Source organism: Methanoculleus sp. 10 (assembly GCF_913757945.1).
Lineage (GTDB): Archaea > Halobacteriota > Methanomicrobia > Methanomicrobiales > Methanoculleaceae > Methanoculleus.
This window is the reverse complement of sequence record NZ_CAJYDP010000001.1, coordinates 154,455-179,618: the sequence shown is the minus strand read 5'-3', so window position 1 is coordinate 179,618 and position 25,164 is coordinate 154,455. Positions and strand designations below refer to the sequence as shown.

The following is a 25,164-nucleotide window of genomic DNA, read 5'->3' as shown; positions in this document are numbered from 1 at the left end:
TCTCTTTTGGCGACATATTACAGATCAGCAATACGGACAAAAACCAAATCGGAAGCAGAATCTATCTCCGATCGGGAAAACTCCTTAGCAGCATTCTGTTTTTGACTTATTCCATTATCTTCTTGGGCTCTTTTTGAATACACTGATTTCTGATTATGCGTTCATTGTGATTAAACTCTGTTAGTAAAGACAAGGTGAGATTGATAAATATATCCTAGACTTTTTATTTTCTATTATGTGATAACTCAAAAACGAAAAAGAGAAGATCATCTTCGTCGTTAGCACATAAGATCTAGTCAAAGAAAGCTTTATCGTAATATCAGGAAAATTTGAATTCAGGTGATTTGTTTATGGCGAATGGCTATGAATTTACTCCTGAGGAAATAGAACAGGCATTTAGGAAAGCTGGGGGTAGATGCGAATGTTGTGGGAAGCAACTTAGTTGGTCAAGCAGTCGAGTTAATGGGGGCCGCGGCCAGTGGGAAGCCCATCATGGTAGCCGATCCACACCAGTCATTCTATGTACCGGCGGGCCGGAAAATTGTCATCTCAATTGCGGGCATAATGGCAATTATCGGAATCGTGGCATCACACCTCGTGTTCATAAGGGCGGCTGACATCAGAGACCGGATGGATCCCATGTCATAGTGATTGTCCTAGGGGTAGTCCTAAAAACATGAGATCACTCAAATAAAATCTGAGAGTGGTGCATTTCAAGAAATCGAAGATGATCTCAGGGAGATTGTTCAGAAATCCCTCCCATCAATGAAGCCACATCTTGGCCGACGGCCGACCGCGGTGTGACCCAGTGGGCTGTTCAACGGTATCCTGTACGTTCTCACGACCGGGTGTACCTGGTTCGCTGTACCAGCGAACGAGGGTATGAAATCAACGGTTCGCCGGTACCACCTCAAACTCTGTGAGAAAGGAGTGTACCAGGCGATCTTCCTCGACCTACTCCGGCCCAGGTACGAGATAAAAAATCGATCTCTCCCGTTGTACTACGGATACGAAGGATATCTCGGCGAAAAAAAGGGATCGACAGGCCATGAGGCTATAAAAAGTAAATTGGAACAAATCGAGTGCTCTGATCAATCGAAACGGCCTTCCCCCTGCCTGTCAACTTCCCCTGCCAACGTCCACGATTCCCGACTCTATGAGCAAACCTTCGAAGCGTTTGAGATTCCCGAAATGCAAGAGCATCCTGCAATCATCTCCATAGATGCAGCTATGACACCCAAGAAATTCGCCAGTACAATTGGAAACGAAGAATAAAGAACAATCTCGGTCAATCAGAGATCCCGGAAACACCTGAAGCAAAGAAGACCTATCTAATTCGATCCGAAACTCTACAAACAAGAAGCACAGTGCAGTAGAACGGTTCTTCAGTTGGACTGAGGCGTTCAAGATGATCACTCACCGATAGGAGCGATATGAGCGCTCATTCACGGGATTGATTCACTTGGCATGTAGCGTCATGATCAGGAGAATATTGGGATGGCCTCAAGGTTGCTGGATATTAATTATATCAGTACTTTGATGTTGTATGGCGCAGATATTGCTTATTCTCTTCATACCATTCCCGATCCTGTAAATCCTTAGATTGATACCAATTCAGTCTTGAATGAAGATAGGTTATTTTCTCGACGAGGCTACGATCTGTCTCGAATATGCAACTTAATTCTTCGTTAAGCGTCTTTATCTTATCAAAAAGCACACCTACTATAACTATCGCATCATCGTTCATCGGTGTGCATTCTAATGTATATCGTATTTTTGAAATATCGGCTATAATCATTTTAGTTCGATCTTTAATCAGTTCTCTCGCCACCGCGTTTTCAATAACACCGCAATTGGTGATGAGATCTTTATACTCGTCCATATGAGTGCGACTAAAATTTATGCGGTGCACAGTACTTTGTTGAATCCTTCCCTTTACATATGTCTTAACAAATCTCGGAATTAAATCAAAAAGCCTCTCTTTCAATTGGTATAATTTGTTTTCGTATCGCTGGATCAGCGCATCATATAACTGACACAAAAATTGATACTCGTCAATCAAATCTTGCGCACAGATGAGTGGTTGGGCCTTTCGTTTTAAATCAGAAACCAACAAATCTCTAATCTGCTGTCCAATATCACTTTTTGCACAGCTTAGCGTTTCAATTCGCTTTTTGTTGGCGTTATGTTGATTGCTGTAATCCTCAAGTTGCCTCCTCCAATCGTCAATAGGCGGTCTCTCCAATTCCGATGTTATGTTACGTAGTAAGATCTGCTCTATTGATCGTTGAACTAACTGCAGGTACTTCCCAGCTTTTGCAATGCTTGATAAGGCTTCTATTGCAGTTATATCTCCAATTTCCCCAAGTGCATTAACGGCTAAACGTTGAGTACCGTGATCTTCGATACGTAACGCATCAATCAGTGGTTTGATCGCCCGATGTTCGTTTAGATCGACAATAGTCTTTATGGCTGCATTACGCTTGCGGAAGTCTGGATCATTCAATGCCTCAATTAACAATTCGAGCGATGCATCGTCCATCAAAATCTCCACATTCCTTGGGTGTCTTAGGGTGGATTACTGTTGCAACCTTCGGTAATTTCCACGTTCATATTGTGCAATGCCAAGCAGTTCAAATATACCGCCAATCGTTGTGAAGTTGCATCCGCCTTCTTTCATGCACGGTTCCATGTACTCATTGAACCACTCTCTGCCGAACGAACCCGTCTCCATCAATTCATAGAATGCTTGTTCCCATTCGGACACTGTGATTCCTTTTTGGTATGGCTTATTGGGGTTTTGATGATTGGGTATGTAGTAGATCAGAGCATCTTCACCACGACGTTTGCCCCAACCTTTGATAACGAAGTCTGACTTTGCATCTGGTTTTGGAATAACCGTACCGGGTTTCACCATCGACTTAATCTGGTGCACAATCATCCTTTCATGCCTCCCCGCATTGTGCATGATAAGTTAAATCCGAATATAAAGTCTTCTTTAATTGTTGGCACGACAAAGACTATTTCATTGGATAGTTAACGACCTAGTTTCGGAACGTGGCCGTTTAATGTGTTTTAACGCATAATAAACTATTATTATGCTCTTCTGTCCGGCAACCAAAATATCTCATCAACCCCATTCAGGGTTTGCAAAGTGAGTTATAAAGCTCGATCGAGCTCCCACACCGGCGTGACTAAATACAAACAGATCGGTCATGCGGATACGTTCTGGAGTCTGAAAGCATGCTTCAAAACAGTTATGGAAGTAATTATATCGAAATATTTAATTTTGTCCATTGTAAAGAGTAGCCTATGTGCTATAGATCAATTGCTTGTATTATATTGATTATCCTATTATTATCCGCAGGGTGCGCTTCCACAGCAGAAAAAGGTTCCATAGCGGAAAAAACAGACGGCAAAGATATTGCACCCCATTTCTCAATAAGTGATGCAGAGTATATATTGACATATGGGAAATGGGATGACGGTGTAACTATAGATGTTAATTTTAAAACAGCCGATCATAAGGAAATTCCCATTGAATCAACAGATTTTCCTTGGGCTGTGAAAATCTACAGAGTCGAAAAACGTGGAGAGGTTTTTGCAAAGTATAAAGGCCTTAATATAGGAGAATTTAAGGGCGAGAGTATGGCAAGTTGCGAAGGAAAACTATGTATTCGAATTGCAAAAAATATTATTGATGTTGATAAAATAAAATCAGAAAGCGGTAATCCTTATGAGCAGTTGGTACCGTTAGGATACGATTTGGAAGTATTCCTCCCAGATGGGAGAACAATGATAGATGAGGGTTTGTTCGCATTTTGGTTATCAGAAAAATAATAGTGATCACCGTCCCTGTGGAAAACCTCGATCACGATCTCCCCTTTTCAGGATCCCTATACTCCGATGATTCATAACGAGTCGTATTCAAAAATCGCCGTATCCAACTAAATTTTAAAACAGAATAAAAATCATTGATAGATACAACTATACTCGTTATGTGTTAACACATAGCGATGAACGAATCCAATATTTTGCTCTTCCCGACAGATCACTGAATTCACCGCCATGTCCTTTGTCCAATAATGAATCTAGGTTTGCATGTAGCACTATTTTCTAATTCCTAATATTTCTTTTGAGATTTTGGAGAAGTATCAACTAAAAAAAGGGATTATTCATTTATTCTACTGTTTATAAGCTTCGCGTATGGTTGTAATGTATAAATCGAATATGCTGGATATGTATTGGTATTCACCGAGACAATTATGTTTCGATTTCTAAACACAACAGAGGTATAGGCCGGTTCCTGGAAACCGAAACCTTCGTTACCAATCTTTAATGTATCCACTCTTACTTCAGTTACTTTGTTTTTCCTTAAATTGAGTTCCTCTTTTGCCGCATCAATGGTCGCATAGCGTTCCATTGAAACTGTTAGTAGGACAGCATTTGAGCTGGGATAGATAAATTCCGCTTCGTACTTAGTGTCGGTTACCACCGGAGTACCCTCTTTAATCCAACCGTGGGGCAGATCATTGATTGTTAAAGCCATTTTTTCAAAGTCTTTAGTCACAACAGTCTCAGTTTGAGATATAGTGGTTGTGGGTGATTGTGTCACAGGTGGAGAGTTTGGCGAGCTCGAATATGCCTCGCTTGATGAACTGCAACCACATACTAGTACTAACGTAAGGGCAACAAGGAAAACTAATATAGCGTTTAGTGCACGTCTCATTTGCATTTAAAGTTCCTCCCGCAACCCTAAAAGTCAATCTGGCTGCTTAGGTAAACCCTTATTTTATACGATCATAATAAGATTTCGAAACTTTCGCAGGGCAGTAAAGCAGGTTAGGATTAGTTACACTTATCTTCTGAGTAAATGAATTGTTTTACCGCTTTGCAGTGATCTATATCCCATATACAATAGCGGCAAGCATGAATGATGCGAAACCTGTGCCGAACAGTATCCCTGTTATTATTCTTAATATGTTATTGCTCTCGCGAAATCCAAAATTTTGGCTAAATCCATCCATCAACATTGGAAATAGCATAAATATTGACACTTGGGGGGAAATCCGAAAATTCAAAGTGAATATACTTGCGCCGAGCAAATATCCAAGCCAGATACCTGGAATTGTTGGAACGTTTATCGCAGCTGTTGCGTTAGCTTGGGTACTTGTAAGGTACACTCCGATTCCAGACGATTGGATTGGTGGAATAGTAATTGTGTTTCTAATATTGGGGATCGTGGCACAAGCTGTAAATTATTGGAAGCGGTTGAGACAGGGTTATTAAAATATGGGATCGTGCTCTAACATATGACTGATAATCGATCACAGGGGTCAAAACCAGATCGCAGCGAAAGTGCAGAGAGAACGGCTTTGAGGCGAGAGAATTTGTCGACTCAATCGGACAGGATTACATTCGCCTATACCGTGCCGGCGGTGGGGACAAAGTCATCAAACTTGAAAAGCCCGTGTGGGCGGATCAATGGATGACATACTACGACCTCGAAGTGCCCCATCACCGGCACTGGACCAAACTGAAAGAATAAATTCTGTATCAGAACATTTTTTTACCATCACTCACTACTGCTTACTACCAGTGAGAGCACCCATAGCGCTCCTGATGGGAGCACGGGTGCTGCAGTTGGAGGGATGATTATGTCAGGGAAGAAACTGCCGGAACTTCCTGGAGAACTCGAAGAATTCCTGGACAAACCGTATGGCGGCTTATTCGGGAATACCGTTCTCGCTCAGGTCGTCGAAGAGATCGTCGCCGATCCGACGATGGACTATCGACCCGGGTACCTTGAGGAGATGACAGGCAAAAAGGCCCCCAGCATCAGAGAGGCGCTCAGGGTGCTCGTCAGACTCGGACTGATCGAGAACGTGTCCAGTGACGCCCAGCATCCGGTCTATCGAGTCGTCGTCGAGTCGAAGAAGTTCATTGCTCTCTCCCTGCTGGCCTATGCCATGATCGACGATCGGGACGGGACGGACTGCATGAACACAGCGATCCAGGACTACTACAACAGATCGCTCAGGGCAAAGGCGGAACCGCTTGCAGTCGCGACGAACTATGCCGGCGAATGGACAACGGGAGAAGATTGCTCTGCACGGGAGGCAGAGTCAAAGTATTCGATCTTCTCCGTGGGGGCGTAACCATGGGGGAGGAGCAGAATGAGACAAAAGACGGAGCAGCCGCCGTCGATCTCCGCAAACTCTATCGGTTCGAGCCGGAGGAGCTGCAGCTGGACATCACGCACAGTTCCTACTCAAACCTTGCGTATGTGCAGGTAGCGCACAGAGATGTCTGCATCGACTTCCTGGAGATGCCCGGCGTCCGCCGGGAGGGGAGAGCGCTGGTAAACGGGACACGCGTCTACATGTCGCACGCTGCCGCACAGAAACTCGCTGAAGCGCTAAGCGGGATTCTTGAGAGGGTGCATACGGAGGAAGGCATGGAGAAGTACGTCCCCGGGGGCCTGGAGGTGAGAGCATCCTCAACAAAAGTTGAGCGGAAGTAAGAAAAACGGCCCGTATAGAGTTCCTGTGCGTTGCCTGCTGATTGCATTTCATACCCGAAGATGTGCCCGGCAGCACAGATACGCCACGCCTCCATCTCCCGCAAGGGCGGTCTTCCCGGTGAAGGCGTTCTGGTACAGCCGGTCAGGGCCTCTCTTTAACAGAGGGGTGCACCAGCGTGAGGAAATCTACCCGGTCAAAATCCCGGTCATTCGTCACGAAGTAGTTAATGTGGTGCCGGCGTGCAGACGCGGCATGAAGCGCATCGGAGAAGAGTAGTCCATACTGCTGCGAGATCCTGAGCGTATCCTCCAGGACATCAGAAGTATCGAGGACCCTGAGGTTGTACTGCTCCAGCACTTCCCGGGTCACGGTATACGGGGCATCAAGCGTATTCAAGATCGCCGGTGCTTCTTGACGTATGCAACCGCCTCCCGTGGTGAGAGACGCTTCTCGATGTAAATCTGGGTGAGCAGGGCTTTGTGAAAGAACTCATCAACGACCGTGGAATTGACGTAACCCGTAACGTCTTCAGCCTGCACCTTTTCGAGAAGTGTTTCGCACGACTGAGAAAACTGTGTGGTCGTGTAGGCGTAGAGGAGGATATTGGTATCAAGAAATGCCGATCCTTCCTCCAATTCGGAGATGTCCATCAGTACAACTCTTCAAGATCCTGTTCGGCCAGTTTCAGGACATACTCTTCCGGGGCGTTGAGCTTTGTCATCTTACCGGGCTGCTTCTTCAACCGGACTATCACGCTCTCCTCCCCCCGCCGCAGGGGCTGATCGAGCAGAATCGTCGTATCATCGATCAGCCTTCCATCGACTTCTACCGGCATCGGACCACTCCTCGGATCACTATTGCCGTCAGGGATAAAAGGTTCTTCGCTCAGGTGTGTGGGGATCCGTGATACTCTGGTCGTCTTTTATAAAAGAGCAGGTCGGGGGAAGATGGCAGGGTACCTCCCTCCCCTACCGCGCCTTCCAGCAGCAGATCGTCCCATAATCGCACCGGGAGCAGAACGGCCCCGGCTTCGCGGGGAAGTCCCGGCTGTTGATCCCCCGGATATAGTTCCGGGCCGTCGCTCTCGCGGCGGCGAGCTCGTCCACCTCGACGCTGACGGGGACCACCGAGGAGTCCTGGAGGAACACGAGAGATGCCAATCCCACCGTTTTGCCGCAGGACAGGAGGCCGAGCACGTAGAGCCGGATCTGCAGTGCAACTTCATCCACGTCAACTTTAGCACACGATCACGACCCTACGATCAGCCCACCATTGGGACCTTACGGTCGCCGGTTACCGGCATCGGACCGCCGATCCAGCCAAACTATAAGGGCAGGCTGCGAAACTGCCGGCTCTACCGCCCCCCCTCTTCCCGGATCATCGCCTCTACCGCGTCCTCCAGGGGCCCGAGTTTGGTCCGGATGATGTCCCAGAGGATCGTCGGCTTCACCGCATAATAGGAGTGGACGCTGATGTCCCGGAGCCCGGCAATCTTCCGCCACTCGATCTCCGGGTGGCGGGCGGTGGCGCTTGCGGGAATCTGCTTTGTCGCCTCCCCGATAGTGATGAACCGGAGCACGACGGCGTCGAGGCACATGCGGTCGCCTACGACCTCCTCAAACGTCCGGTCCCCGACATAGGAGCGGATGGAGGCGACAGCGTCGCGGATATCCTCTAAGTAGAGCAGAAGGTCCCTAGGCATAAACGACCTCACCGAGAACAGCATCCCGGATCCGGGGTTTTAAGGTGTCGGCGATGACGAGGTCCGTCTTTCGTCCCAGGAGATCCTCGAGGTAGAACTTGAGATCCATAAAGTGGTCAAAGGTCTCCTCCCCCTCCCGGAACTCCACCAGGATATCGATGTCGCTTGCCGGCGTCTCCTCGCTCCGTGCAACAGATCCGAAGATGCCGATGCGGGCCACGCCGTAGCGCTCCCGGATGGTGCGGAGGTTCTGCCGGATCTGGGCAAGGGGATGCATCGTTACTCTTGAGTACTCCATCCAATGTCTTATATCCTCCGATACCCGGGAGCACCTCGTTCGTGCTCCTCCGGTCCCAGGGGAGGCATTACCGCGACGGGCATCACCTCCTGAAGATCCCGGAGGAGTAGGAGATGTGCAGCACCAGCACGATCAGGAACGGGCCCCAGAGATGAAAATGGATCTGCTGGGAAAGCGCCCTGTCAAGAAGGCCGAACGTCAGGGACCGCACGAGCCATGGCTTCGTGATCCCAAAGCCGTTGATCAGGAAGAGGAGCGTAAATGCGAGGAGGGTCCAGGAGATCAGTTTCCGGTAGGTGAACCGCACCATCCCCATCCCTCCCTATCCTTGATCGAAGAAGGATCGGTCAATACTCCCGTTGTTCGCATACCCACGGCTCTCCCAGTAGCCGCGGTAGTTCTCATCATCGGACACCTCGATCCGGGTCACCTATTTCACCCACTTATAACCCCAGCGATCCTCGGCCACCAGCTCGAAGGGGAAGCCCCGCTCCGCCGGCAGGGTGACGTCGTTCATGGCATAGGCCAGCAGGATATCCCTATCCTCGATGTAGGTGAGGGGAAGTGAGGAGGAGTAGCCGTCCTCCGCGTAGAAGATGACTGTATTCGCCCCCGGTTTCACTCCCGCCTCCAAAAGGAGACCGTTCACCCGCACCCCCTCCCAGAGGATAGTGACGTCCCAGCCTTCTACGCAGTAGAGGGTAACGACCTTGCGGTAGTGAGGGAACCTTTCTATGAGCGCATCGTAGGAGTATTCCTTTCTGTTCTCCACCTGCCCGTCGATGGTGAGCGTATACGTGCTTGCATTTACGTATTGCGGGCCACGGATCGAGTTCTCACGAAAATCCGCAATCGAGGAGAGCTGCTCCCCCCGGTACTCCCGCACCTCCGCAGGTGCAAGCTCCGTCACTCCCGGTCTGTTCCCCGCCAGGTCGAGGGCATAGAGGACGGCGATGGCGCCGACCAGCAGTATGACCACGATCTGACCCGTGCGGCGTCCTCGTCGCATGAAGGTTCCCTCATATGATTCTTATAACTGCTGACGTGTGGCACCGAGTTCGTATAAAAACTGCAGTTCAGATGAAAAACAGGGGGTTGGGGCCCGGGATCGCCTCACCCGGGGGCCGGCGGCGGTGCCTCCTCGGCCTTCAGGGGAGTCGAACGTTTCCTGTAGCCAAACTGCCTCCCCTCCGGTTCCAGGAGCCGCTCCGGCGTCATATACCCGTACGCCTGGATCAGCCGGGCGATGACGCCGGTCCACCCGGTTTGATGGCTCGCGCCCAGCCCTGTGCCATCATCGCCGTGGAAGTACTCGTAGAAGAGGATGTAGTCGCGCCAGTGCGGATCCTCCTGGAACTTCGACGCCGCCCCGAAGACCGGGCGCCGGCCGTCTTCGCCGCGGAGGAAGATCCGTTCGAGCCGGTTCTTGATCTCCTCGCTCACCTCGTAGAGGTTCATCCACCTGCCGGAACCGGTGGGGCACTCGATGGTGAAACTGTTCCCGTAGAACACATACAGGTTGAGCAGGCTCCGGATGATCAGGACGTTCATCGGGAACCAGATCGGACCCCGCCAGTTCGGGTTTCCGCCGAACATATTCGAATCGGACTCCCCCGGCCGGTATTCCACCTGGAACTCCTGCCCGTCCAGGATGAAGGTGTACGGCTCCTCCGCGTGGACGCGGGAGATGGAGCGGATCCCGTAATCGCTCAGGAACTCCTTCTCATCGAGCATCCTTGAGAGGATCCGGCGCAGTTTCTCCTCGTTCACCAGGGAGAGGAGGCGGCGGCCGTGATACCCGGGCCGGCCCGGCGACGTGATGTTGGCGGTGAGGTAGGGGTGGTTGCGGGAGAACGTGCGTGCGCGTTCGAGGAAGGCGGGCAACTTTTTGGGCGCCTCCGACGGGAAGACGGTGCTCGAGCAGAGGGAGAGGAGCCCCACGAGGGTCCGGACCCTCAGGCGCGTCGCGCTCCCGTCCGGCAGGTGCAGGAGGTCGTAGAAGAACCCGTCCCACTCGTCCCACATCCCCTCCTGGTTCTCGCCCATGCGGTTCATCGCGGACGCGATCCAGAGGAAGTGCTCGTAGAACTTGATAGCGAGTTCCTCGTAGACCGGGTTGTGGACGGCAAGCGTGATCGCGATCTCGAGCATGTTCTGGCAGTAGAGCGCCATCCATGCCGTCCCGTCGGACTGCTCCAGGTAGCCCCCCGACGGGATTGTCGCGCTGCGATCGAAGACGCCGATGTTATCGAGCCCGAGGAACCCCCCTTCAAAGACGTTTCGGCCGTAGCGGTCCTTGCGGTTCACCCACCAGGTGAAGTTCATCAGGAGTTTCTGGAACACCTTCTCAAGGAACGGGATATCCTCCACGCCGAAGAGCTCATGCTCGACGTGGTAGATGAAGAGGGCCGCCCAGGCGTGTACCGGGGGGTTGACATCGCTGAAGTTCCACTCGTAGGCCGGGATCTGGCCGTTCGGGTGGAGATAGCGTTCGTGCAGGATCAGTTCCAGCTGCTGTTTGGCAAAACCCGGATCGATCAGTGTGAACGCGTCCAGGTGGAACGCGAGGTCCCAGGCTGCATACCAGGGGTACTCCCACTTGTCCGGCATCGATATGATGTCCGCGTTGTACATGTGGAACCACTGGCTGTTCCGGACGGGCCGCCGGCTGTCGAGAGCCGTACCGGACCCGTGCTGGCGGAGCCAGCGGTCCAGGTCGTAGAAGTAGTACTGCTTCGTCCAGAGCATCCCGGCGAGCGCCTGGCGCATCACGTTCGCCGCGTCCGGGCCGACCGACGGAGGGGTGATGTTGTCGTAGAATGCGTCCGCTTCCTTCCTCCGGGTACTGAACACCTCCTCAAACCGGCTCCCGAAAAGATCTCCCTCCCCCGCCTCTCCGGGCGGGTTCTCGTTCAGCCGGAGCCGTACCGTCCGGCTCTCCCCGGCGGGGACGGTCAACGTGAAGTATGCCGCAGATTTCGTCCCGGTCCGGGCGGGGTTCACCGCCGCGGTCCGGCGGGAGACGACATAGTCGTTGATGCCGTCCTTGACGAACGGCGCGGCGTTCGGGGTGCCCGATACCCGCTCTGTGTTCGTCTCGTTCCCGGTGAAGAGCAGTTCGGGGGCGCCCTCGCAGGAGAGATACCGGACGCCAAGGGCCGGGTGGGCGGCCTGAACGACGCTCGTGCCGGGAGGGCCTTCCACCTCCTTCAGGAGCGGTCTTCGGGTGCCCTTCTCGATCCACCAGGTGTTGCGGAACCAGAGTGTCGGCAGCAGGTGCAGGGAGGCCTCGTCCGGCCCCCGGTTCCATACCGTGATCCGGACCAGGATATCCTCCGGGGACGCCTTCGCGTACTCGACGAAGACGTCGAAGTAACGATCGGCGTCGAATATGCCGGTATCGATCAGTTCGTACTCCGGCTCGTCCTTGGTGCGCTTCCGGTTCGTCTCCACAAGATCGTCGTACGGGAAGGCCGCCTGCGGATACTTGTAGAGGTACTTCATGTAGGCGTGGGTCGGGGTGTTGTCCAGGTAGTAGTAGTACTCCTTCACGTCCTCGCCGTGGTTCCCCTCGGCGTTCGTAAGCCCAAAGAGCCGCTCCTTGAGGAACGGGTCGGCGCCGTTCCAGAGGCTCAAGGCAAAACAGAGGTGCTGGGAATCGTCGGAGATGCCGGCAAGCCCGTCCTCCCCCCAGAGGTAGGCGCGGGAGCGTGCGTGGTTGTGGGGGAAAGACGCCCAGGCATCACCGTCATCGCTGTAGTCCTCTCTCACCGTCCCCCATTGCCGCTCACTCAGGTAGGGGCCCCACCGGCGCCAGGGCACGTCCTGCTCGTAGACCTGCCGGAGCCGCTCTCCCTCCTCCGTCGCGGGGGTAACATCTGCGGGTGGCATGTGGGGTCAGACGGAAAGGGAGCGGATATACTTTTCGACAACCCCGCGGGGATTGCATCATCTACTGCATCGGTTCCAAACGAACAGACCCTATCTGGCCTTCGTCCCATCCCCCACAGAGCGCTCCCTCCGTCCCCCACCCGCCCGCGCTGCGCGCAGGTGGCATACCCATACACTTCACCGGCACCCCCGCCCGCCCGCGCCTCCACTCTCCCCTGCCCTCCCGGGGGCGAGGGCAGTGCGTGGGGATACCCGGTGGGAAGCCGTGCCAGGGGATGGTGCTGACGGCGGTTTCTTAGAAAAAGTGGTGAAGAGCGAGCCTGGACCCAGCTCTTCTCCGGGATCTCCGGCCATTGGACCGTGGTGGCTATCGCCATGGAGGGAGGGGACCGGAGAGAGGCAGTCAGGGCGATGTCCGGGGAAAAGCCATCCCCCAGGATGCAAACTCCCGGACAGTGTGAAAAAAATCGATACTCTCCTCCGTTGAGAGTGACGGCGATTGGGAATCGTTGCACTACCCGGTCGGCTTTCCGTCAGCGTTTCTTGGGGGCGTTGAGGCCAAGGGTGACTACCGACCCCTCGATGAGGCAGTTCCGGCGGGGTTGCCCGTACCGAGTCTGGAGCAGGGCGTTGATCGGAGCAACGGACTGGTCTTCGGTGATGCGGTTGAGGGAACCGGGTCGATCTGCGCGGTGACCGATGGAGACCGGCCGGCCCGATCTCCCTGTGGGATCCGCAGTCCATTCTGCCGGCAATGGTCTTTGAAGCCTCCGGTTGCGGCCCGGTTACCCGGACTGCCGCCCCGGCGTCATCAGGCGCGGCGGCCGGGCGCCCTTGCCGGCGTCCCGCCGGCCCTCCGGCTACCGGACGACAGAGGGCTGATCGGCGCAGTGCAACAGGAGGGCTTCCGGGGTAAGGTTCATATACCGCGGTGCGTATCGTATGGCCTGTTGGGGTTGTAAGAATTCCGGGGTGCATCCCTCTCCCGGTATTCGGGTGGAACGATGGATAGATCCGGGGTAATTGACGGGATCCGGCGGGGGGCCAGGGCAATCGCCATCGCTTTCGTCGCCTCGACCCTCATTCCCGTAGTCCTTGGCCTCCTCCTCTCCGTTCCGATCGGACGCGTCTTTTCCCTGATCATCTCCACCCTCCTTCTCCAGGCAAATGCCGCCTTCGCCGGCGTGGGGCTCGGGCTGAACCCCGTGTTCATCCTCGCCGTCATGATATCCGTGGAGCTTGGGATCGTTCTTGCCATCTACGAGATCCTGGATGCGTTCGCCGAGCAGTCGGAGAGAGTCGGGCGTTTCACGAAGAGCACGGAAGAGAAGATGAAGAGGTACCCGATCTTACATAAGTACGGCGCAGTCACCCTCATCATCCTCCCCATGCTCCCGGTGATCGGCCTCTACTCCAGCGTCGTCATCGGGTGGCTTCTGCGCTGGAACAGGATCCAGTCGATCTTCTTCGTCACGCTGGGATGGGTCCTTGTCACCGGCTTCCTCCTGCTCGTGGCTCTCGGGTTCGTCCAGCTGATATTTTGACGCATATGGTGAAGACCTCCCGGAGAGGCACAGGTCTCATCCCCCGGGCGGGGCACAGGTACCGGGGATGCCGTGCGGCAGGTTGATTTATATACTCTCTCTCCCATCACGCCGCGGCGTGGGAGCCCCGACCTCGTGTCTCCTTTCACCACACCACTTCCAGGCGGATCGTCCCTTTTGAGTACGGTCTACAGGATATGCGCATGCACCCGGTGCAGCCGGTATCCGTTGAACAACAACCGCACCGTTCACCGGAGCCTGCACGGGACCGCGGTCCATGCACTGGGCTCTCCCCCTGCAGGGAGGGCCGGCAACAGTCGAATGAGGTGAAATGGATGAATACCGTAGCACTCAGGGCGATGGCCGCCTTCATCGCCATCGTCGCCATTGTTGCAGCGGGGGCTGTTTCGGCACAGGTGTTCCCGTCGCCGCATCAGCATGCCGCCGCTGAAAAGAACACTAGCCAGCCGGAGACCGGTCAACAGGGAGGAGGGGATGGCATGTTCCCCGATAAGCAGCCGGTAGAGGGTGACACCACCGGTGGTGTCGTTACGGGCAACAACCGTTTTGCCTGCGACCTCTACCGGCACCTCGCGAACGACTCAGGGGCGGATAACCTCTTCCTCTCGCCCTACAGCATCTCCTCGGCCCTCGCGATCACCTGCGAGGGCGCCCGCGGCACGACCGCCGACGAGATCCAGGCGGTTCTCCATCTCCCGGCGAACGCTACCCTCCGGCGAGAGGAGTTTGCCCGGATCGACGCTGCCCTGAAGAGCGGGGACGCCAACTGCACGCTGCAGACGGCGAACGCACTCTGGGCGGAGAAGGCGTATCCCTTCCTCCCGGAGTACATCGCTCTCGCGGAGCGCTGGTATTCCGCGAACGCGACGAACCTTGACTTCGTGGGTGCCCCCGATGCTTCCCGGCAGACGATCAACCGGTGGGTCGAAGAGCGGACCGGAGGGAAGATCCGCGACCTCCTGCCGCCCGGTGCGGTCGGCCCGCTGACCCGGCTCGTCGTCACGAATGCGATCTACTTCAAGGGTGCCTGGGCGGACCCGTTCGATGCGAACAAGACGCGGGAAGAGGAGTTCCGGGTTGCAGAGAACGAGACCGTGACGGTCCCGATGATGCAGCGGACCGGCGAGGACGCTGTCTACCCGTATGCAGAGACCGCGGCCCTCCAGGTGCTTGAGTTGCCGTATGCGCACGAGAAGAACCGGCGAGGACTCTCGATGCTGGTCCTGCTCCCGAAGAACGGGAGCCTTGCGGCCGCCGGGGAGGTTCTCGACGCACAGAACCTCTCAACATTGCGCCGCTCGCTCGCCCGCGAGCGTGTCGACGTCTATCTCCCGAAGTTCACGCTTGAGGGCGAGTACTACCTCCGCTCGACGCTTGCGGCGATGGGGATGCCGGCGGCGTTCTCCCCCGGTGCCGACCTCTCGGGGATGGACGGCACAAAGGACCTCGTCATCAGCGACATCGTCCATAAGGCGTTTGTGGACGTGAACGAGGAGGGCACCGAGGCCTCGGCTGCGACCGGGGTCGTCGTGGCGCCGGGTGCTGCACCCCCGGATGAGGGCATCCCCGTATTCAGGGCCGACCATCCGTTCGTCTTCCTCATCCTGGACAACGATACCGGGAACATCCTCTTTATGGGACGGGTTGTACGGCCGGTAACGGCCTGACCCTCCCCCTCCTTCTCCGGAAGCGGGGAGCCCGTGCTACGGGGCGTTCCGCACCCGGATATTGTGACCGGGGCAGTCATGTACAGGTGCCCCACGTCCGCGGCGCTGGAGCGTTGATGCCGTGGATACGCTCACGATTGTCAGGACCGGATGCGCAGAGCCTGAATCCAAAAGAGGCTCCTCCGGGTAGATGCCCGGTCCCCGGGATCAGGGGAGAATGGCAAACGCTATAACGTTCCCCCGTGCATGAAACCTATGTTACTGCCTCAGGTGGCGCCTGATGAAAAAATCCGACCTTCCTACTCCAGATGGGCCTGATCCCGGGGAAGGAGGTGCTATTTTTCTTGGATGGTTAAAGAAACGTGGCGGCATGAGGAAGATGCAGGATTGTCAGCGAAAATGCAGAGAAAGCGGCTTTGAGGCGAGAGATTTTATCTCTGCGGGGTTGAAGGGGCAGAGCGGGAAGACCCCCTGCGCAAGCTGGGGGATGGGAGCGGAGCCCCTTCGTTTTGTTTCGTCGAATAGGGAGAGGGTGTTACCACCCTCCCCCCTTCCAGGAACCGTACGTGCCCCTTTCAGGGCATACGGCTCGCGCATTCCGCTACCCTGTTAAGGGCGGCAACGTCAGGAACGTTGTTCTGGTCTCGTTTCGGGGTGTTGGTTGCCTCATGCGATCCCTTCTCTCCAGGAAATACTTCCTGTCCAGATATGGGTTCGCGTCGAGTTTGGGGCATGAGTGTCTTCGGATTTTGGTGTCCGAGAACTCGCGGAGTTTGTTCTCCTCCGTCCGGAACACCCATCTTCTGGTTCCCTCTGGCTTCCAGTACCTGCGCGCAATCCATGTGCGTCCTTTGTCGGGATGTCTGCGTCTGCCCCAGCGCCACGTCACCCTCCAGATGTGATCATCCAGTTTCTTGAATGTCTCTGTGGCGACATTGTGGCGGTGGTAGTTTGTCCAGCCCCGGATGATCGGGTTGAGTGTTTTGATGAGAGCATCCTGTGTCCAGGCCTGCGCTTTCTTCATCGTCCTGCCGATCTTTTCGGTGACAGTCTCAATCGACTTCCGGGATGGCTTGATGAGCAGTTTCCCGTTATATTTCCGGAAATTATAGCCCAGAAAGTCAAATCCTTCGTCGATATGAGTGATCACCGTCTTCTCCCTCGACAGTTCAAGGCCGCGTTCAGCAAGGAATTCCTGGATGCTATCTCTGGCTTCTTCTGCGATCTCCTTTGTGGAAGCCGTGACGAGGAAGTCATCCGCGTATCGGATGAAATGGACTTTCATCCGGGGGAACCTTGCCGCAAGCCGCCCCTCGATCCCATCCAGCGTCATGTTGGCGAGGAGGGGCGAGATGATGCCTCCCTGGGGCGTGCCCTGATCTGTCGGGAAGAGTCGTTCCTCAAAGATATATCCCGCTTTGAGGAACTGGGCAAGTACCGATCGGTCCATGGGAATATGCCCCATGAGCCAATCGTGGGCGATGTTGTCGAAACAGCCCCGGATATCTCCTTCCAGGATCCATTGGGCTGAGTTCTTTTGTGCCAGGCAAGTGAATGCATATTCAGATGCATCCTGTGCCGATCGGAAGAGTCGGAACCCAAATGACCGGGTGTCAGCCGTTGTCTCCGCGATCGGCTGGAGGGCCAGAGCGTAGAGGGCCTGCATCGCGCGGTCATGCATGGTTGGAATAGAGATCGGGCGCTTCGTCGTTTTTCCCGGTTTCGGGATGTAGATACGGCGGAGCGGTTGCGCGCGGTACTGACGGTCGGTAAGACTCAGGGCTGCTCGCATCTTGTCGGCAGCGGAGGTCCAGAGCACCCCATCAACACCCGGGGTTCGTTTTCCCCTATTCTGCGTAACGATTCGTACCGCGAGAAGTTTCGCGGAGAACGAATGGGTCACGAGATACCTGAGACGTTTGACCAGATTCCATTTTCCTTCTTGCGTTGCCTTTGCAATCCGGGTCTGTAGCCTGTTGACAATGGATTCTGTTTTCTCCCAGTCAATGGTTTTCCATTGGTTGGCAAGATCCTTGTCAGTACGCTTCTCGCTCCTTGGCGTCGGTGAATGACGTACTTTCACGGGTTTACCTCCTTTCAATGCTTTGGAATACCTGTCCCCCGTGGGCGCCCTTTCAGGCTGAGGTATACACCTCTATCCCGCCGATTACGGGCGGGCGTTGGCTTTTGGGGACATCCTGTTCCGTCTCCACCATCTGTCGGCCTCACGACCTTCATACCTCGTTCGAGGGGTGGATACGGGTTACCATGTTCCGCATTATGGATACTATCGATGTTTTAGGAGCCATCTGTAGGCCGGGAACTGTTTGTTCGTTCGCTGCACCGTGAAAGTTACCAGTGCAGCCCGGTTCCTTACCATTTTGGTTCAAGCGTATCAGTCTGGTTTCGCTTGTCGCGGATTACGACCCATACGATTGGTTCAGCGTTTGCTTCTCCATGACATCGTTTCCCTGGCAGATTGACCGGCTCAGACTTCCGGTGTTCTCCACGTTGTCCCGCAAGCTTCACACAACCCCGTTACCAGGGATGCATGTTGCGGTAGGGATATCCCGAACGAATGGGATAGCATTATGCAATCCATAGTGCAGCTTCATGTCGCACACTTTCACCCCGCATGGCTCTTCTTTATGACAAAGAACAAGAGATTACTCATGTGGCAACCGACAGGAGAGGTTCTGATGCACATCACCACGAAGATCAAGATTCAGGTGACACCCGTTCAGGCCGACGTGCTCTGGCACCTCTCCGAGAAGTGCCGGTTACTCTACAACTTCGCTCTTGCCGAGCGAAACCAGAACTATCAGGAGAACAAGGATCGGCCCGATAAGCAGTACATCGGGTATGTGCAGCAAGCCAATGCCCTTCCCGACCTGAAGAAGCGGTTTCCTGAGTACCGGTGGGTCTACTCCAAAGTTCTGCAGACCACCCTCAAATCGCTGGACGACAACTTCAAGTCGTTCTTTGCCCTGCGACAGAACGGCGATGAAGATGCTAACCCCCCGGGGTTCAAGGGCAAAAACCACTTCTGCACACTGCGCTACAACCAGAGCGGGTTTGCGATCACCGACGGGCGTATCCGGTTCTCGCACTTCTACAACGACGTCCCGCTGGCGTTCGATCTGCCCGAAGGGCAGGCGTTCGTCAACGTCAAGCAGGTGGATCTCTTCTACGACGATCTGCAGGAAGCGTACTACGTCTCCATCGTCCACGAGGTTCAGCCGGAACGGGAGTACGCTGACAACGGCCTCTACCAGGCCTGGGATCTCGGGGTCACGCAGCATGTCGCAGTCAACAGCCACGGGAAGTTCCTTGAAGTCAGGAATGCCCGGCCGGACAGGTATTGGAACCCGAAGATCGATGCCGTGCAGGCCCGGAGGGACCACTGCAAGAAGAAGAGCCGGCAGTGGAAGAGACTCAACCGTGCCAAGCGGACGATGGAGCGGAAGCGGAGCAACCAGCTCAGAGACTTCCAGCACAAACTGAGCAGGAAGCTCATCGAAAACACCCGGGCCGCCACAATCCTGGTTGGCGACCTCTCCGTCAAGCAGATGCCGAAGTCGAAGCAGGCCACGCCCGGGCTCAACCGAGCCACCCAGAACGCGGGACACCTCTCACGGTTCATCGGATTGTTGACCTACAAGGCAGCCCTTGCAGGTAAGAGAGTAATAACGATCGATGAACGGTACACGACGAAGACCTGCTGTGTCTGCGGAGCGGTTCACGAGATGCCGCTCGGGAAACGCGTTATGGACTGTGCATGCGGGAACTGTATTGATCGTGACCACAACAGTGCGGTCAACATCATGGTACGGTTCCTATCACAGAATGCCCTGTGGACGGGCTACCGGCAGTTCGCCGGTAATCTGCGACAAACAGGCCCGAGGATCCCAGAGAACCTCGGACACTCGCAGGAAGCCCCCTGCGCAAGCGGGGGGTAGTTCACCAACACAACGGGACAGGAATACATTTGTTTATACCGGGCCGGTGGAGGCGATAAAGTCATTAAACTTGAGGATCTGGTATGGGCGGATCAATGGATGATACATTATGACCTCGAAGTGCCCCACCACCGACACTGGACCAGGCTGAAAAAATAGATCCTGAAACAGAAGATTTTTTTACTGTCTGTGCTACTAGTTAGTAGTGGACCATTGCACCTCATAGTTCACACCCCTTCGCGTGCTCCGCGGCAACGCGCGAGGCCGTGTCAACATCTACATGCCCTTGTTTCACGCGAAGATGTGAAGGCGTGAAAACCCTGGGGTGGCGATCCGCTTCCCGCACCAGGACCCACAAGATAAGGTGAAACGGCCCGGTAGTATTTCTGATAGCAGCACTACCTGGTGTAACTGCAAAAAGGAGGAATGTTAATGTCCGGAAAGGAACTGCCGAAACTTCCTGAAGGGTTCGAAGAATACCTGGACAAACCATATGGTGGCCTGTTCGGAAACACGGTGCTCGCTCAGGTCGTTGAGGAGATCATCGCCGATCCGACGATGGACTACAGGCCCGGATACCTTGAGGAGATGACGGGCAAAAAGCCCCCCAGCATCAGAGAGGCACTCAGGGTGCTCGTCAAACTCGGGCTGATCGAAAACATATCAAGCGACGTACAACATCCGGTCTATCGGGTCATCGTCGAGTCGAAGAAGTTCATTGCGCTCTCTCTGCTGGCATATGCCGTAATCGATGATCGGGACGGGACGGACTGCATGAATACAGCAATCCTGGACTACTATAACCAATCGCTCAGAGCAAAGGTAGAGCCGCTTGCAGTCGCGACGAACTATGCCGGCGAATGGACAATTGGAGAAGAATACTCCGAACAGGATGCAGGTTCGGGGTACGTAACCTTTGCAGCGGGGGCGTGACGATGGGGGAGGAGAAGAAGGGGAAGGATGGAGCAACCGTCATCGATCTCAGGGAGCTCTATAAATTTGAGCCGGGGGAACTGCAACCGGATATCACACACAGTTCCTACTCAAACCTTGCATACGTTCAGGTAACGCACAGAGATGTCTTCATAGACTTTCTGGAGATGCCCGGGATCCGCCGGGACAACAAGATGCGCGTAAACGGAACGCGCGTCTATATGTCGCACGCCGCCGCGCAGAAACTCGCTGAAGCATTGAGCGGGGTTCTTGAGATGGTGCACAGAGAGGAAGGCATGGAGAAGTATGTGCCCGAGAGCCTGAAGGAGACAACGCTTTCAACAAAAATTAAGCGGAAGCAGGAAGATAGGACCATATAGTTGCCGTACGCCATCGACTGAGTTTCCCCTGCAGGTGCGCAGGCGGCGAGCCTCATGGGAGTTGCCCAGGGAGCATCGCAACCTTCTACATAGCATCAGCTGCACTCACCGCAAATTCCGCTTCGGCCGCAGATATTACACCTACGGCGTCGTAGACCGGACTATGTCGTTTGTGGCGCATCCGGTCGAAGATACTGCAGTTCCTTTTGCAAATGATCCGTAGATGAGGATGCACTCGATATTCTGCAGGGAAGAGAGGTTCTCCTGGATAATCCATGCAACCCCTTCGGTCTTAAGCACCGGTTGCTGGAGGTCGTTGTAGAGGAAGAAATCATGGTTGCCCGTGAAATACTGCTGATTCTCCCGCCTTCTCCCGATGAGAAGCCCAAAGAATTCCAGGGGTGCAGGGCCGACACGATCCGGGGCAGTCGGGGAGCGGGTCGTGGACAGGATCGGGGATCGCGGTCGGACGTGGACGGGCGGGAAACCGATGACCGTGGAAACGCTCCATCACCTCACTGTTCCCCCGGCATTGAGCACATTTGAGCGGGCCGGGAGCTACCCGGCGGTTCACGCTGCCTCGACACCTGCGAGGTCGTAGACGGAGAACCCCTCCCCCGCGGAGCCGGTCGTTCTCCTCGACACCGCTCGCGATAAGGCAGGAGCGCTCGTGGGGGTGGTGGTCGGCGCGGATGCGCTCCGCTTTCTGCGAGATGATAGGTACGTCCGGTCTCGCGAACGGTACTGCCCGATCACGATCAGTACCGGGCTTCGTCCCCCGGTACGGGATCAGGGGGGCACGCTACGGCATGGGACAACCTCAGGGTTCCGGGCCACCTTTAACCTGTGAAGGTGAAAGGGGCGGCCCCGGCCGATAGGTGCGGGCCCGGGGTCAGCCCGCAACGTATCAGAACGTCCGGGTTGTTGAGGTAGATAGGGGCCTGTAGGACCCGTCAATAATGTTGGTACCGTCTATTCTCTTCATAACCTATCCAGGCTTTTCTCTTTCCTGCCTGTTCGTTTCACCTGCGGATCTCTGCAGTCACCAGAAAATTCCCGTATATCTCTCATCGCATCGGGCAGCCAACACCGGGAGAGCGCACCACGCCCGGGCGGTTTGGTCAGAAGAAATAGACATCAGTATAAGGAAGAAAATGAAAGTCTCTCTGAAGACGATGAAAGAGGAGACCCGGACGCCTGACCTGCCCGAACATGGACAAGAAGACGTAAAGACGGGATTTTTCACCCTCAGTCCGCGAGCATTCAGGATCACCCGGGCCACCGACGCGTTCTCCGGCATGCTCGGCTACCCGCCGGAAGAACTCGCGTCCCTCACCCTCGCCGACATATGGCCGGACGAGACGGAGCGGGAGCGGTTTGTCCGGTCGATCGACGGGCAGAAGGCGATCGCAGACTATCCCGCCGACCTGGTCCACCGCGGCGGTGCGTGCCTGCCCGTGACGATTGCCGCAGCCTCCTTCCCGGACACGGATATCACCTGCATCGTCTCCTCCCGCCGCCCCGATACGCAGGAGTCCCGAAAACCGGAGGAGCACCTGCAGGTCTTTGACTCCCTCGCGGATGCCGTCCTCATCCTCGACTGGGACGGCACCGCCCTGTTTGCCAATTCCGCGGCCGCAACGCTCGTCGGCGTCCCCTCGCCGGTCGAGCTCCTCGGCCGAAACCCGCTGCAGTTCGTCCATCCCGACTATGCGGAGGCCGTCGCCTCTGACCCCAAGAACGTGCGTTCCGGGCGCGACGGCTACCTCGCCCACTACCTGATGCGGGATCTGCACGGAAACGAGAAGTGGGTCGAAGGGCTCGGCACGAAGGTCCTCTTCAAAGGGCGGGAAGCAGACATCGTCGCGCTCCGCGACATCACGGGGAGGAAGAGCGTGGAGGGCGAACTCGCCCGGACCAACCAGCAGTTCCGCGACCTCTACCGCCTCGTCCGGATGATGTGCGACAACGTTCCCGATCTCATATGGGCAAAAGACATGGAGGGGCGATACCTCTTCGCGAACAAGACCCTCTGCGAGAAACTCCTCAACGCTGCCGACACCGACGAACCGGAGGGGAAGACGGATATGTTCTTTGCCGGGCGCGAACGGCAGGCCCATCCCGACAACCCTGCCTGGCATACCTTCGGCGAGATCTGCCGTGACTCCGATGCGGTCGTCATAGAGAGCGGCGAGGCGGCGCGGTTCGACGAGTTCGGGAACGTCAGGGGGGAGTTCCTCTTCCTCGACGTCGTCAAGGCCCCGTTCCGGGACGAAAACGGGCAGGTTATCGGGACGGTGGGGTGCGGCCGCGACGTGACCGAGGAGCAGCGGGTGGAAGAGCGGCTCCGGTGGAACGAGGCGCTGCTCTCCCGGATGGCCCAGGCCTCCCCCCTCGCCCATCTCGTCGTCGACAACCACACGGACGATATTCACTACTTCAACAGCAGGTTCTGCGATATGTGGGGGCTCTCACACCTGGAGGACGAGATGAGGGCGGGGAACATCCGGAACAGCGATACACTCCTCCTTTGTACCCTGCTCGTCAGGGACCCGGAGGCATTTGCCGCATCCTGCATGCCGCCCCAGGACATAGAGAACCGGTCGATCGTCGAAGACGAGATCGAGTTCTTGGACGGGCGGTGTATCAGGAGGTTCTCCACCCAGATCCGAGACGCGGACGACCGCTACCTGGGGCGGCTTCACCTCTTTGAGGATATCACGGAACGGAAGAATGCATCCGAGGCCCTCCGCCGGCACGACGCCATCATGAATGCGGTGAACTTTGCGGCGGACAGGTTCCTCAAGGAACCGGACTGGAAGGCGCAGATGCACGAGGTCCTCGAGAGGTTCGGCAGGGCAACCGACGTCAGCGGGGTGTACATCTTCGAGAACGGCATGGACCCCGCGACCGGCACCCTCGCCTGCAGCCGGCGGTGGGAGTGGCACACGGAGGGGGTTGCCGCCGGGGTCGATGATCCGGAGCTCTGGTTCATCCCGTACGAGAGGATACCCCGCTGGCATGAGGAACTCGCGGCCGGGAGGCCGATCGTCGGGCCGGTGCGGACGTTCCCCGATACCGAACGAGGCTACCTCGAACCCTGGCGGATCCAGTCCGTTGCGGTTGTTCCGATCTTCGTCCACCAGCGGTGGTGGGGCTTCATCGGGTTTGACGAGAACCGGAGGGAGCGGACCTGGTCGCCGGCGGAGATCGACGCGCTCCAGGCGGCGGCAAGCATCATCGGCTCAGCGATCCTCCGGACGATGAACGAGGAGGTCTACCGGAACCCGGTGGAGCGCTCCCCGGTGGGGGTCTACCTGCTGCAGGACAACCACCTGCGATACTTCAATACGCGGTTTGCCGAGATCTTCGGGTATTCGCGTGACGAACTTCTCGGTCCCGGCACACGCTCCGCCCTGATCGCCCCGGAATGCCTGGAAGATCTGCAGAGGCGGCAGCAGGCCCTCCTTTCCGGCGATACCGAATCGGAGCACCACGAGTTTTGCGGCGTGCACAAAGACGGGCGGATCATATTCCTCGAGAACTTTGCAACCCGCCTCCAGTTCGAGGGGCGGCCGGGGATCGTCGGCAGCCTGGTGGATGTGACCGACCGGAAACGGGCGGATGAGGCCCTGAGGAGTTCGGAGGAGCGGTTGAAGATCATCTTCGAGTACGCCCCGGATGCTTTCTGCCTCGCCGACATGAACGGGATTATCGTCGATGGAAACCAGGCGGCCGAAAAACTGCTGGGCTGCACGAAGGAGGAGTTCATCGGCAAGCACTTTGTTGACAGCGGATTCCTGCCGCCGGAAGACGAGTCAAAGGTTAAGGCGATGCACGACCACCTCGCGGCCGGCAACGCTACCGGCCCGACCGAGTTTGTCCTTGTCGGCAGGGGCGGCACCCGCATCCCCATAGAGGCAACGGGGTTTCCGGTGACGATCGACGGCCAGCAACTGGTGCTTGCGATCGGCCGCGACATTTCGGAGCGGCACCAGCTGGAGAACCTCAAAAAGAAGGCGCTCCTCCAGATCGAGGAGAACATCGAGCAGCTCGCCATCTTAAACGACTCCATCCGCAACCCCCTCACCGTCATCATCGCTCTTGCGGAGATGGGGGATACGGAGATCGACCGAAAGATCATCAGGGAGGCCTGGGAGATCGATGCGATCATCAGCCGGCTCGACCAGGGATGGCTGATCTCAGGGAAAGTGAAAGAGTTTTTAAAGAAGCATTACCCGTGAG

25 protein-coding genes are annotated in these 25,164 nt (G+C 55.8%); 10 read left to right on the top strand and 15 right to left on the bottom strand.

From position 1 onward, the window contains the following. The first annotated feature begins 813 nt into the window (after window positions 1-813). Window positions 814-1,275 carry a transposase gene (locus tag QZ408_RS00905; protein ID WP_365995336.1) on the top strand — a complete coding sequence of 154 codons (462 nt, stop codon included), beginning with the start codon at window positions 814-816 and terminating at the stop codon, window positions 1,273-1,275. 253 nt (window positions 1,276-1,528) lie between these two features. On the opposite strand, the gene QZ408_RS00900 is transcribed toward QZ408_RS00905, so the two are convergent. Beyond that, entirely contained in the window at window positions 1,529-2,542 is a 1,014-nt protein-coding gene (locus tag QZ408_RS00900) for a HEAT repeat domain-containing protein (RefSeq protein ID WP_292488896.1), read from the bottom strand. A 36-nt stretch (window positions 2,543-2,578) separates the two neighbouring features. Beyond that, window positions 2,579-2,935: a hypothetical protein gene (locus tag QZ408_RS00895; RefSeq protein WP_292488895.1), complete on the bottom strand. Its 357-nt coding sequence runs from the start codon at window positions 2,933-2,935 to the stop codon at window positions 2,579-2,581. 377 nt (window positions 2,936-3,312) lie between these two features. Here QZ408_RS00895 and QZ408_RS00890 point away from each other — a divergent pair, with 377 nt between their 5' ends. Beyond that, window positions 3,313-3,840: a hypothetical protein gene (locus QZ408_RS00890; protein WP_292488893.1), complete on the top strand. Its 528-nt coding sequence runs from the start codon at window positions 3,313-3,315 to the stop codon at window positions 3,838-3,840. Between the two features lie 331 nt (window positions 3,841-4,171). Here QZ408_RS00890 and QZ408_RS00885 read toward each other — a convergent pair whose 3' ends face one another. Both QZ408_RS00885 and QZ408_RS14795 read right to left on the bottom strand, forming a co-directional pair. Beyond that, a complete protein-coding gene (locus QZ408_RS00885; RefSeq protein ID WP_292488892.1) occupies window positions 4,172-4,570 on the bottom strand; it encodes a hypothetical protein in 399 nt (132 codons plus the stop codon). Window positions 4,571-4,901: 331 nt separating this feature from the next. Beyond that, window positions 4,902-5,183, bottom strand: a complete 282-nt coding sequence (locus QZ408_RS14795; protein ID WP_365995273.1) for a DUF2085 domain-containing protein — start codon at window positions 5,181-5,183, stop codon at window positions 4,902-4,904. Window positions 5,184-5,657: 474 nt separating this feature from the next. On the opposite strand from QZ408_RS14795, the gene QZ408_RS00875 reads away from it, so the two are divergent. Next, window positions 5,658-6,158: a hypothetical protein gene (locus QZ408_RS00875; protein WP_292488888.1), complete on the top strand. Its 501-nt coding sequence runs from the start codon at window positions 5,658-5,660 to the stop codon at window positions 6,156-6,158. A 2-nt stretch (window positions 6,159-6,160) separates the two neighbouring features. Further along, window positions 6,161-6,523 carry a DUF3467 domain-containing protein gene (locus tag QZ408_RS00870; protein ID WP_292488886.1) on the top strand — a complete coding sequence of 121 codons (363 nt, stop codon included), beginning with the start codon at window positions 6,161-6,163 and terminating at the stop codon, window positions 6,521-6,523. Window positions 6,524-6,665: 142 nt separating this feature from the next. Here the strand turns inward: QZ408_RS00870 and QZ408_RS00865 are convergent, their stop codons facing one another. The 9 genes from QZ408_RS00865 to QZ408_RS00825 all read right to left on the bottom strand — a co-directional run bounded on the left by QZ408_RS00865 (window position 6,666) and on the right by QZ408_RS00825 (window position 12,415). Further along, entirely contained in the window at window positions 6,666-6,920 is a 255-nt protein-coding gene (locus tag QZ408_RS00865; protein WP_292488884.1) for a PIN domain-containing protein, read from the bottom strand. Beyond that, window positions 6,917-7,174, bottom strand: coding sequence for a hypothetical protein (locus QZ408_RS00860; protein ID WP_292488882.1), 258 nt, complete (start codon window positions 7,172-7,174; stop codon window positions 6,917-6,919). Before QZ408_RS00860 ends, QZ408_RS00865 begins: the two co-directional genes overlap by 4 nt. Then, window positions 7,174-7,359, bottom strand: a complete 186-nt coding sequence (locus QZ408_RS00855) for a hypothetical protein (protein ID WP_292488880.1) — start codon at window positions 7,357-7,359, stop codon at window positions 7,174-7,176. The genes QZ408_RS00860 and QZ408_RS00855 overlap by 1 nt, the downstream gene beginning before the upstream one ends. A 133-nt stretch (window positions 7,360-7,492) precedes the next feature. Beyond that, window positions 7,493-7,753 carry a PD-(D/E)XK nuclease family protein gene (locus tag QZ408_RS00850; protein ID WP_292488878.1) on the bottom strand — a complete coding sequence of 87 codons (261 nt, stop codon included), beginning with the start codon at window positions 7,751-7,753 and terminating at the stop codon, window positions 7,493-7,495. A 125-nt stretch (window positions 7,754-7,878) separates the two neighbouring features. Further along, the gene (locus QZ408_RS00845; RefSeq protein ID WP_292488877.1) at window positions 7,879-8,226 is read right to left on the bottom strand and encodes a DUF86 domain-containing protein; all 348 of its coding nucleotides are present in this window, start codon (window positions 8,224-8,226) and stop codon (window positions 7,879-7,881) included. Next, a complete protein-coding gene (locus QZ408_RS00840; protein ID WP_292488875.1) occupies window positions 8,219-8,524 on the bottom strand; it encodes a nucleotidyltransferase family protein in 306 nt (101 codons plus the stop codon). Before QZ408_RS00840 ends, QZ408_RS00845 begins: the two co-directional genes overlap by 8 nt. An 82-nt stretch (window positions 8,525-8,606) precedes the next feature. Then, window positions 8,607-8,834 (bottom strand): hypothetical protein, encoded by a 228-nt coding sequence (locus QZ408_RS00835; protein WP_292488874.1) that lies wholly within the window; start codon window positions 8,832-8,834, stop codon window positions 8,607-8,609. Window positions 8,835-8,954: 120 nt separating this feature from the next. After that, the gene (locus QZ408_RS00830) at window positions 8,955-9,503 is read right to left on the bottom strand and encodes a molybdopterin-dependent oxidoreductase (protein WP_292488873.1); all 549 of its coding nucleotides are present in this window, start codon (window positions 9,501-9,503) and stop codon (window positions 8,955-8,957) included. A gap of 134 nt (window positions 9,504-9,637) precedes the next feature. Then, window positions 9,638-12,415, bottom strand: coding sequence for a glucosidase (locus tag QZ408_RS00825; protein ID WP_292488871.1), 2,778 nt, complete (start codon window positions 12,413-12,415; stop codon window positions 9,638-9,640). Between the two features lie 1,004 nt (window positions 12,416-13,419). On the opposite strand from QZ408_RS00825, the gene QZ408_RS00820 reads away from it, so the two are divergent. Continuing rightward, window positions 13,420-13,959, top strand: coding sequence for a small multi-drug export protein (locus QZ408_RS00820; protein WP_292488870.1), 540 nt, complete (start codon window positions 13,420-13,422; stop codon window positions 13,957-13,959). 335 nt (window positions 13,960-14,294) lie between these two features. Beyond that, window positions 14,295-15,647, top strand: a complete 1,353-nt coding sequence (locus QZ408_RS00815) for a serpin family protein (RefSeq protein WP_292488868.1) — start codon at window positions 14,295-14,297, stop codon at window positions 15,645-15,647. 601 nt (window positions 15,648-16,248) lie between these two features. On the opposite strand, the gene ltrA is transcribed toward QZ408_RS00815, so the two are convergent. Next, window positions 16,249-17,730 (bottom strand): group II intron reverse transcriptase/maturase, encoded by a 1,482-nt coding sequence (gene ltrA / locus QZ408_RS00810; protein ID WP_292488867.1) that lies wholly within the window; start codon window positions 17,728-17,730, stop codon window positions 16,249-16,251. Window positions 17,731-18,346: 616 nt separating this feature from the next. Between ltrA and QZ408_RS00805 the strand changes: the two genes are divergently transcribed. The 3 genes from QZ408_RS00805 to QZ408_RS00795 all read left to right on the top strand — a co-directional run bounded on the left by QZ408_RS00805 (window position 18,347) and on the right by QZ408_RS00795 (window position 20,919). After that, the gene (locus QZ408_RS00805) at window positions 18,347-19,606 is read left to right on the top strand and encodes a transposase (protein ID WP_292488864.1); all 1,260 of its coding nucleotides are present in this window, start codon (window positions 18,347-18,349) and stop codon (window positions 19,604-19,606) included. 432 nt (window positions 19,607-20,038) lie between these two features. Further along, window positions 20,039-20,539, top strand: a complete 501-nt coding sequence (locus tag QZ408_RS00800) for a hypothetical protein (RefSeq protein WP_292488863.1) — start codon at window positions 20,039-20,041, stop codon at window positions 20,537-20,539. A gap of 2 nt (window positions 20,540-20,541) precedes the next feature. After that, on the top strand, window positions 20,542-20,919 hold the full coding sequence (locus tag QZ408_RS00795) for a DUF3467 domain-containing protein (RefSeq protein ID WP_292488862.1): 378 nt from the start codon (window positions 20,542-20,544) through the stop codon (window positions 20,917-20,919). Window positions 20,920-21,060: 141 nt separating this feature from the next. Here QZ408_RS00795 and QZ408_RS00790 read toward each other — a convergent pair whose 3' ends face one another. After that, window positions 21,061-21,219, bottom strand: a complete 159-nt coding sequence (locus QZ408_RS00790; protein WP_292488861.1) for a hypothetical protein — start codon at window positions 21,217-21,219, stop codon at window positions 21,061-21,063. A gap of 854 nt (window positions 21,220-22,073) precedes the next feature. Here QZ408_RS00790 and QZ408_RS00785 point away from each other — a divergent pair. Beyond that, entirely contained in the window at window positions 22,074-25,163 is a 3,090-nt protein-coding gene (locus QZ408_RS00785) for a PAS domain S-box protein (protein WP_292488860.1), read from the top strand. Window position 25,164 lies beyond the last annotated feature (1 nt).

Bases quoted from the DNA above. Each gene is read 5' to 3' on its own strand.
- QZ408_RS00875 (WP_292488888.1), top strand. From the start codon at position 5,658: ATGTCAGGGAAGAAACTGCCGGAACTTCCTGGAGAACTCGAAGAATTC.
- QZ408_RS00855 (WP_292488880.1), bottom strand. From the start codon at position 7,359: ATGCCGGTAGAAGTCGATGGAAGGCTGATCGATGATACGACGATTCTG.
- QZ408_RS00820 (WP_292488870.1), top strand. From the start codon at position 13,420: ATGGATAGATCCGGGGTAATTGACGGGATCCGGCGGGGGGCCAGGGCA.
- QZ408_RS00825 (WP_292488871.1), bottom strand. From the start codon at position 12,415: ATGCCACCCGCAGATGTTACCCCCGCGACGGAGGAGGGAGAGCGGCTC.
- QZ408_RS00890 (WP_292488893.1), top strand. From the start codon at position 3,313: ATGTGCTATAGATCAATTGCTTGTATTATATTGATTATCCTATTATTA.
- QZ408_RS00805 (WP_292488864.1), top strand. From the start codon at position 18,347: ATGCACATCACCACGAAGATCAAGATTCAGGTGACACCCGTTCAGGCC.
- QZ408_RS00785 (WP_292488860.1), top strand. From the start codon at position 22,074: ATGAAAGTCTCTCTGAAGACGATGAAAGAGGAGACCCGGACGCCTGAC.
- QZ408_RS00845 (WP_292488877.1), bottom strand. From the start codon at position 8,226: ATGCCTAGGGACCTTCTGCTCTACTTAGAGGATATCCGCGACGCTGTC.
- QZ408_RS00900 (WP_292488896.1), bottom strand. From the start codon at position 2,542: ATGGACGATGCATCGCTCGAATTGTTAATTGAGGCATTGAATGATCCA.
- QZ408_RS00815 (WP_292488868.1), top strand. From the start codon at position 14,295: ATGAATACCGTAGCACTCAGGGCGATGGCCGCCTTCATCGCCATCGTC.
- QZ408_RS00800 (WP_292488863.1), top strand. From the start codon at position 20,039: ATGTCCGGAAAGGAACTGCCGAAACTTCCTGAAGGGTTCGAAGAATAC.
- QZ408_RS00795 (WP_292488862.1), top strand. From the start codon at position 20,542: ATGGGGGAGGAGAAGAAGGGGAAGGATGGAGCAACCGTCATCGATCTC.
- QZ408_RS00860 (WP_292488882.1), bottom strand. From the start codon at position 7,174: ATGGACATCTCCGAATTGGAGGAAGGATCGGCATTTCTTGATACCAAT.
- QZ408_RS00840 (WP_292488875.1), bottom strand. From the start codon at position 8,524: ATGGAGTACTCAAGAGTAACGATGCATCCCCTTGCCCAGATCCGGCAG.
- QZ408_RS00835 (WP_292488874.1), bottom strand. From the start codon at position 8,834: ATGGTGCGGTTCACCTACCGGAAACTGATCTCCTGGACCCTCCTCGCA.
- QZ408_RS00870 (WP_292488886.1), top strand. From the start codon at position 6,161: ATGGGGGAGGAGCAGAATGAGACAAAAGACGGAGCAGCCGCCGTCGAT.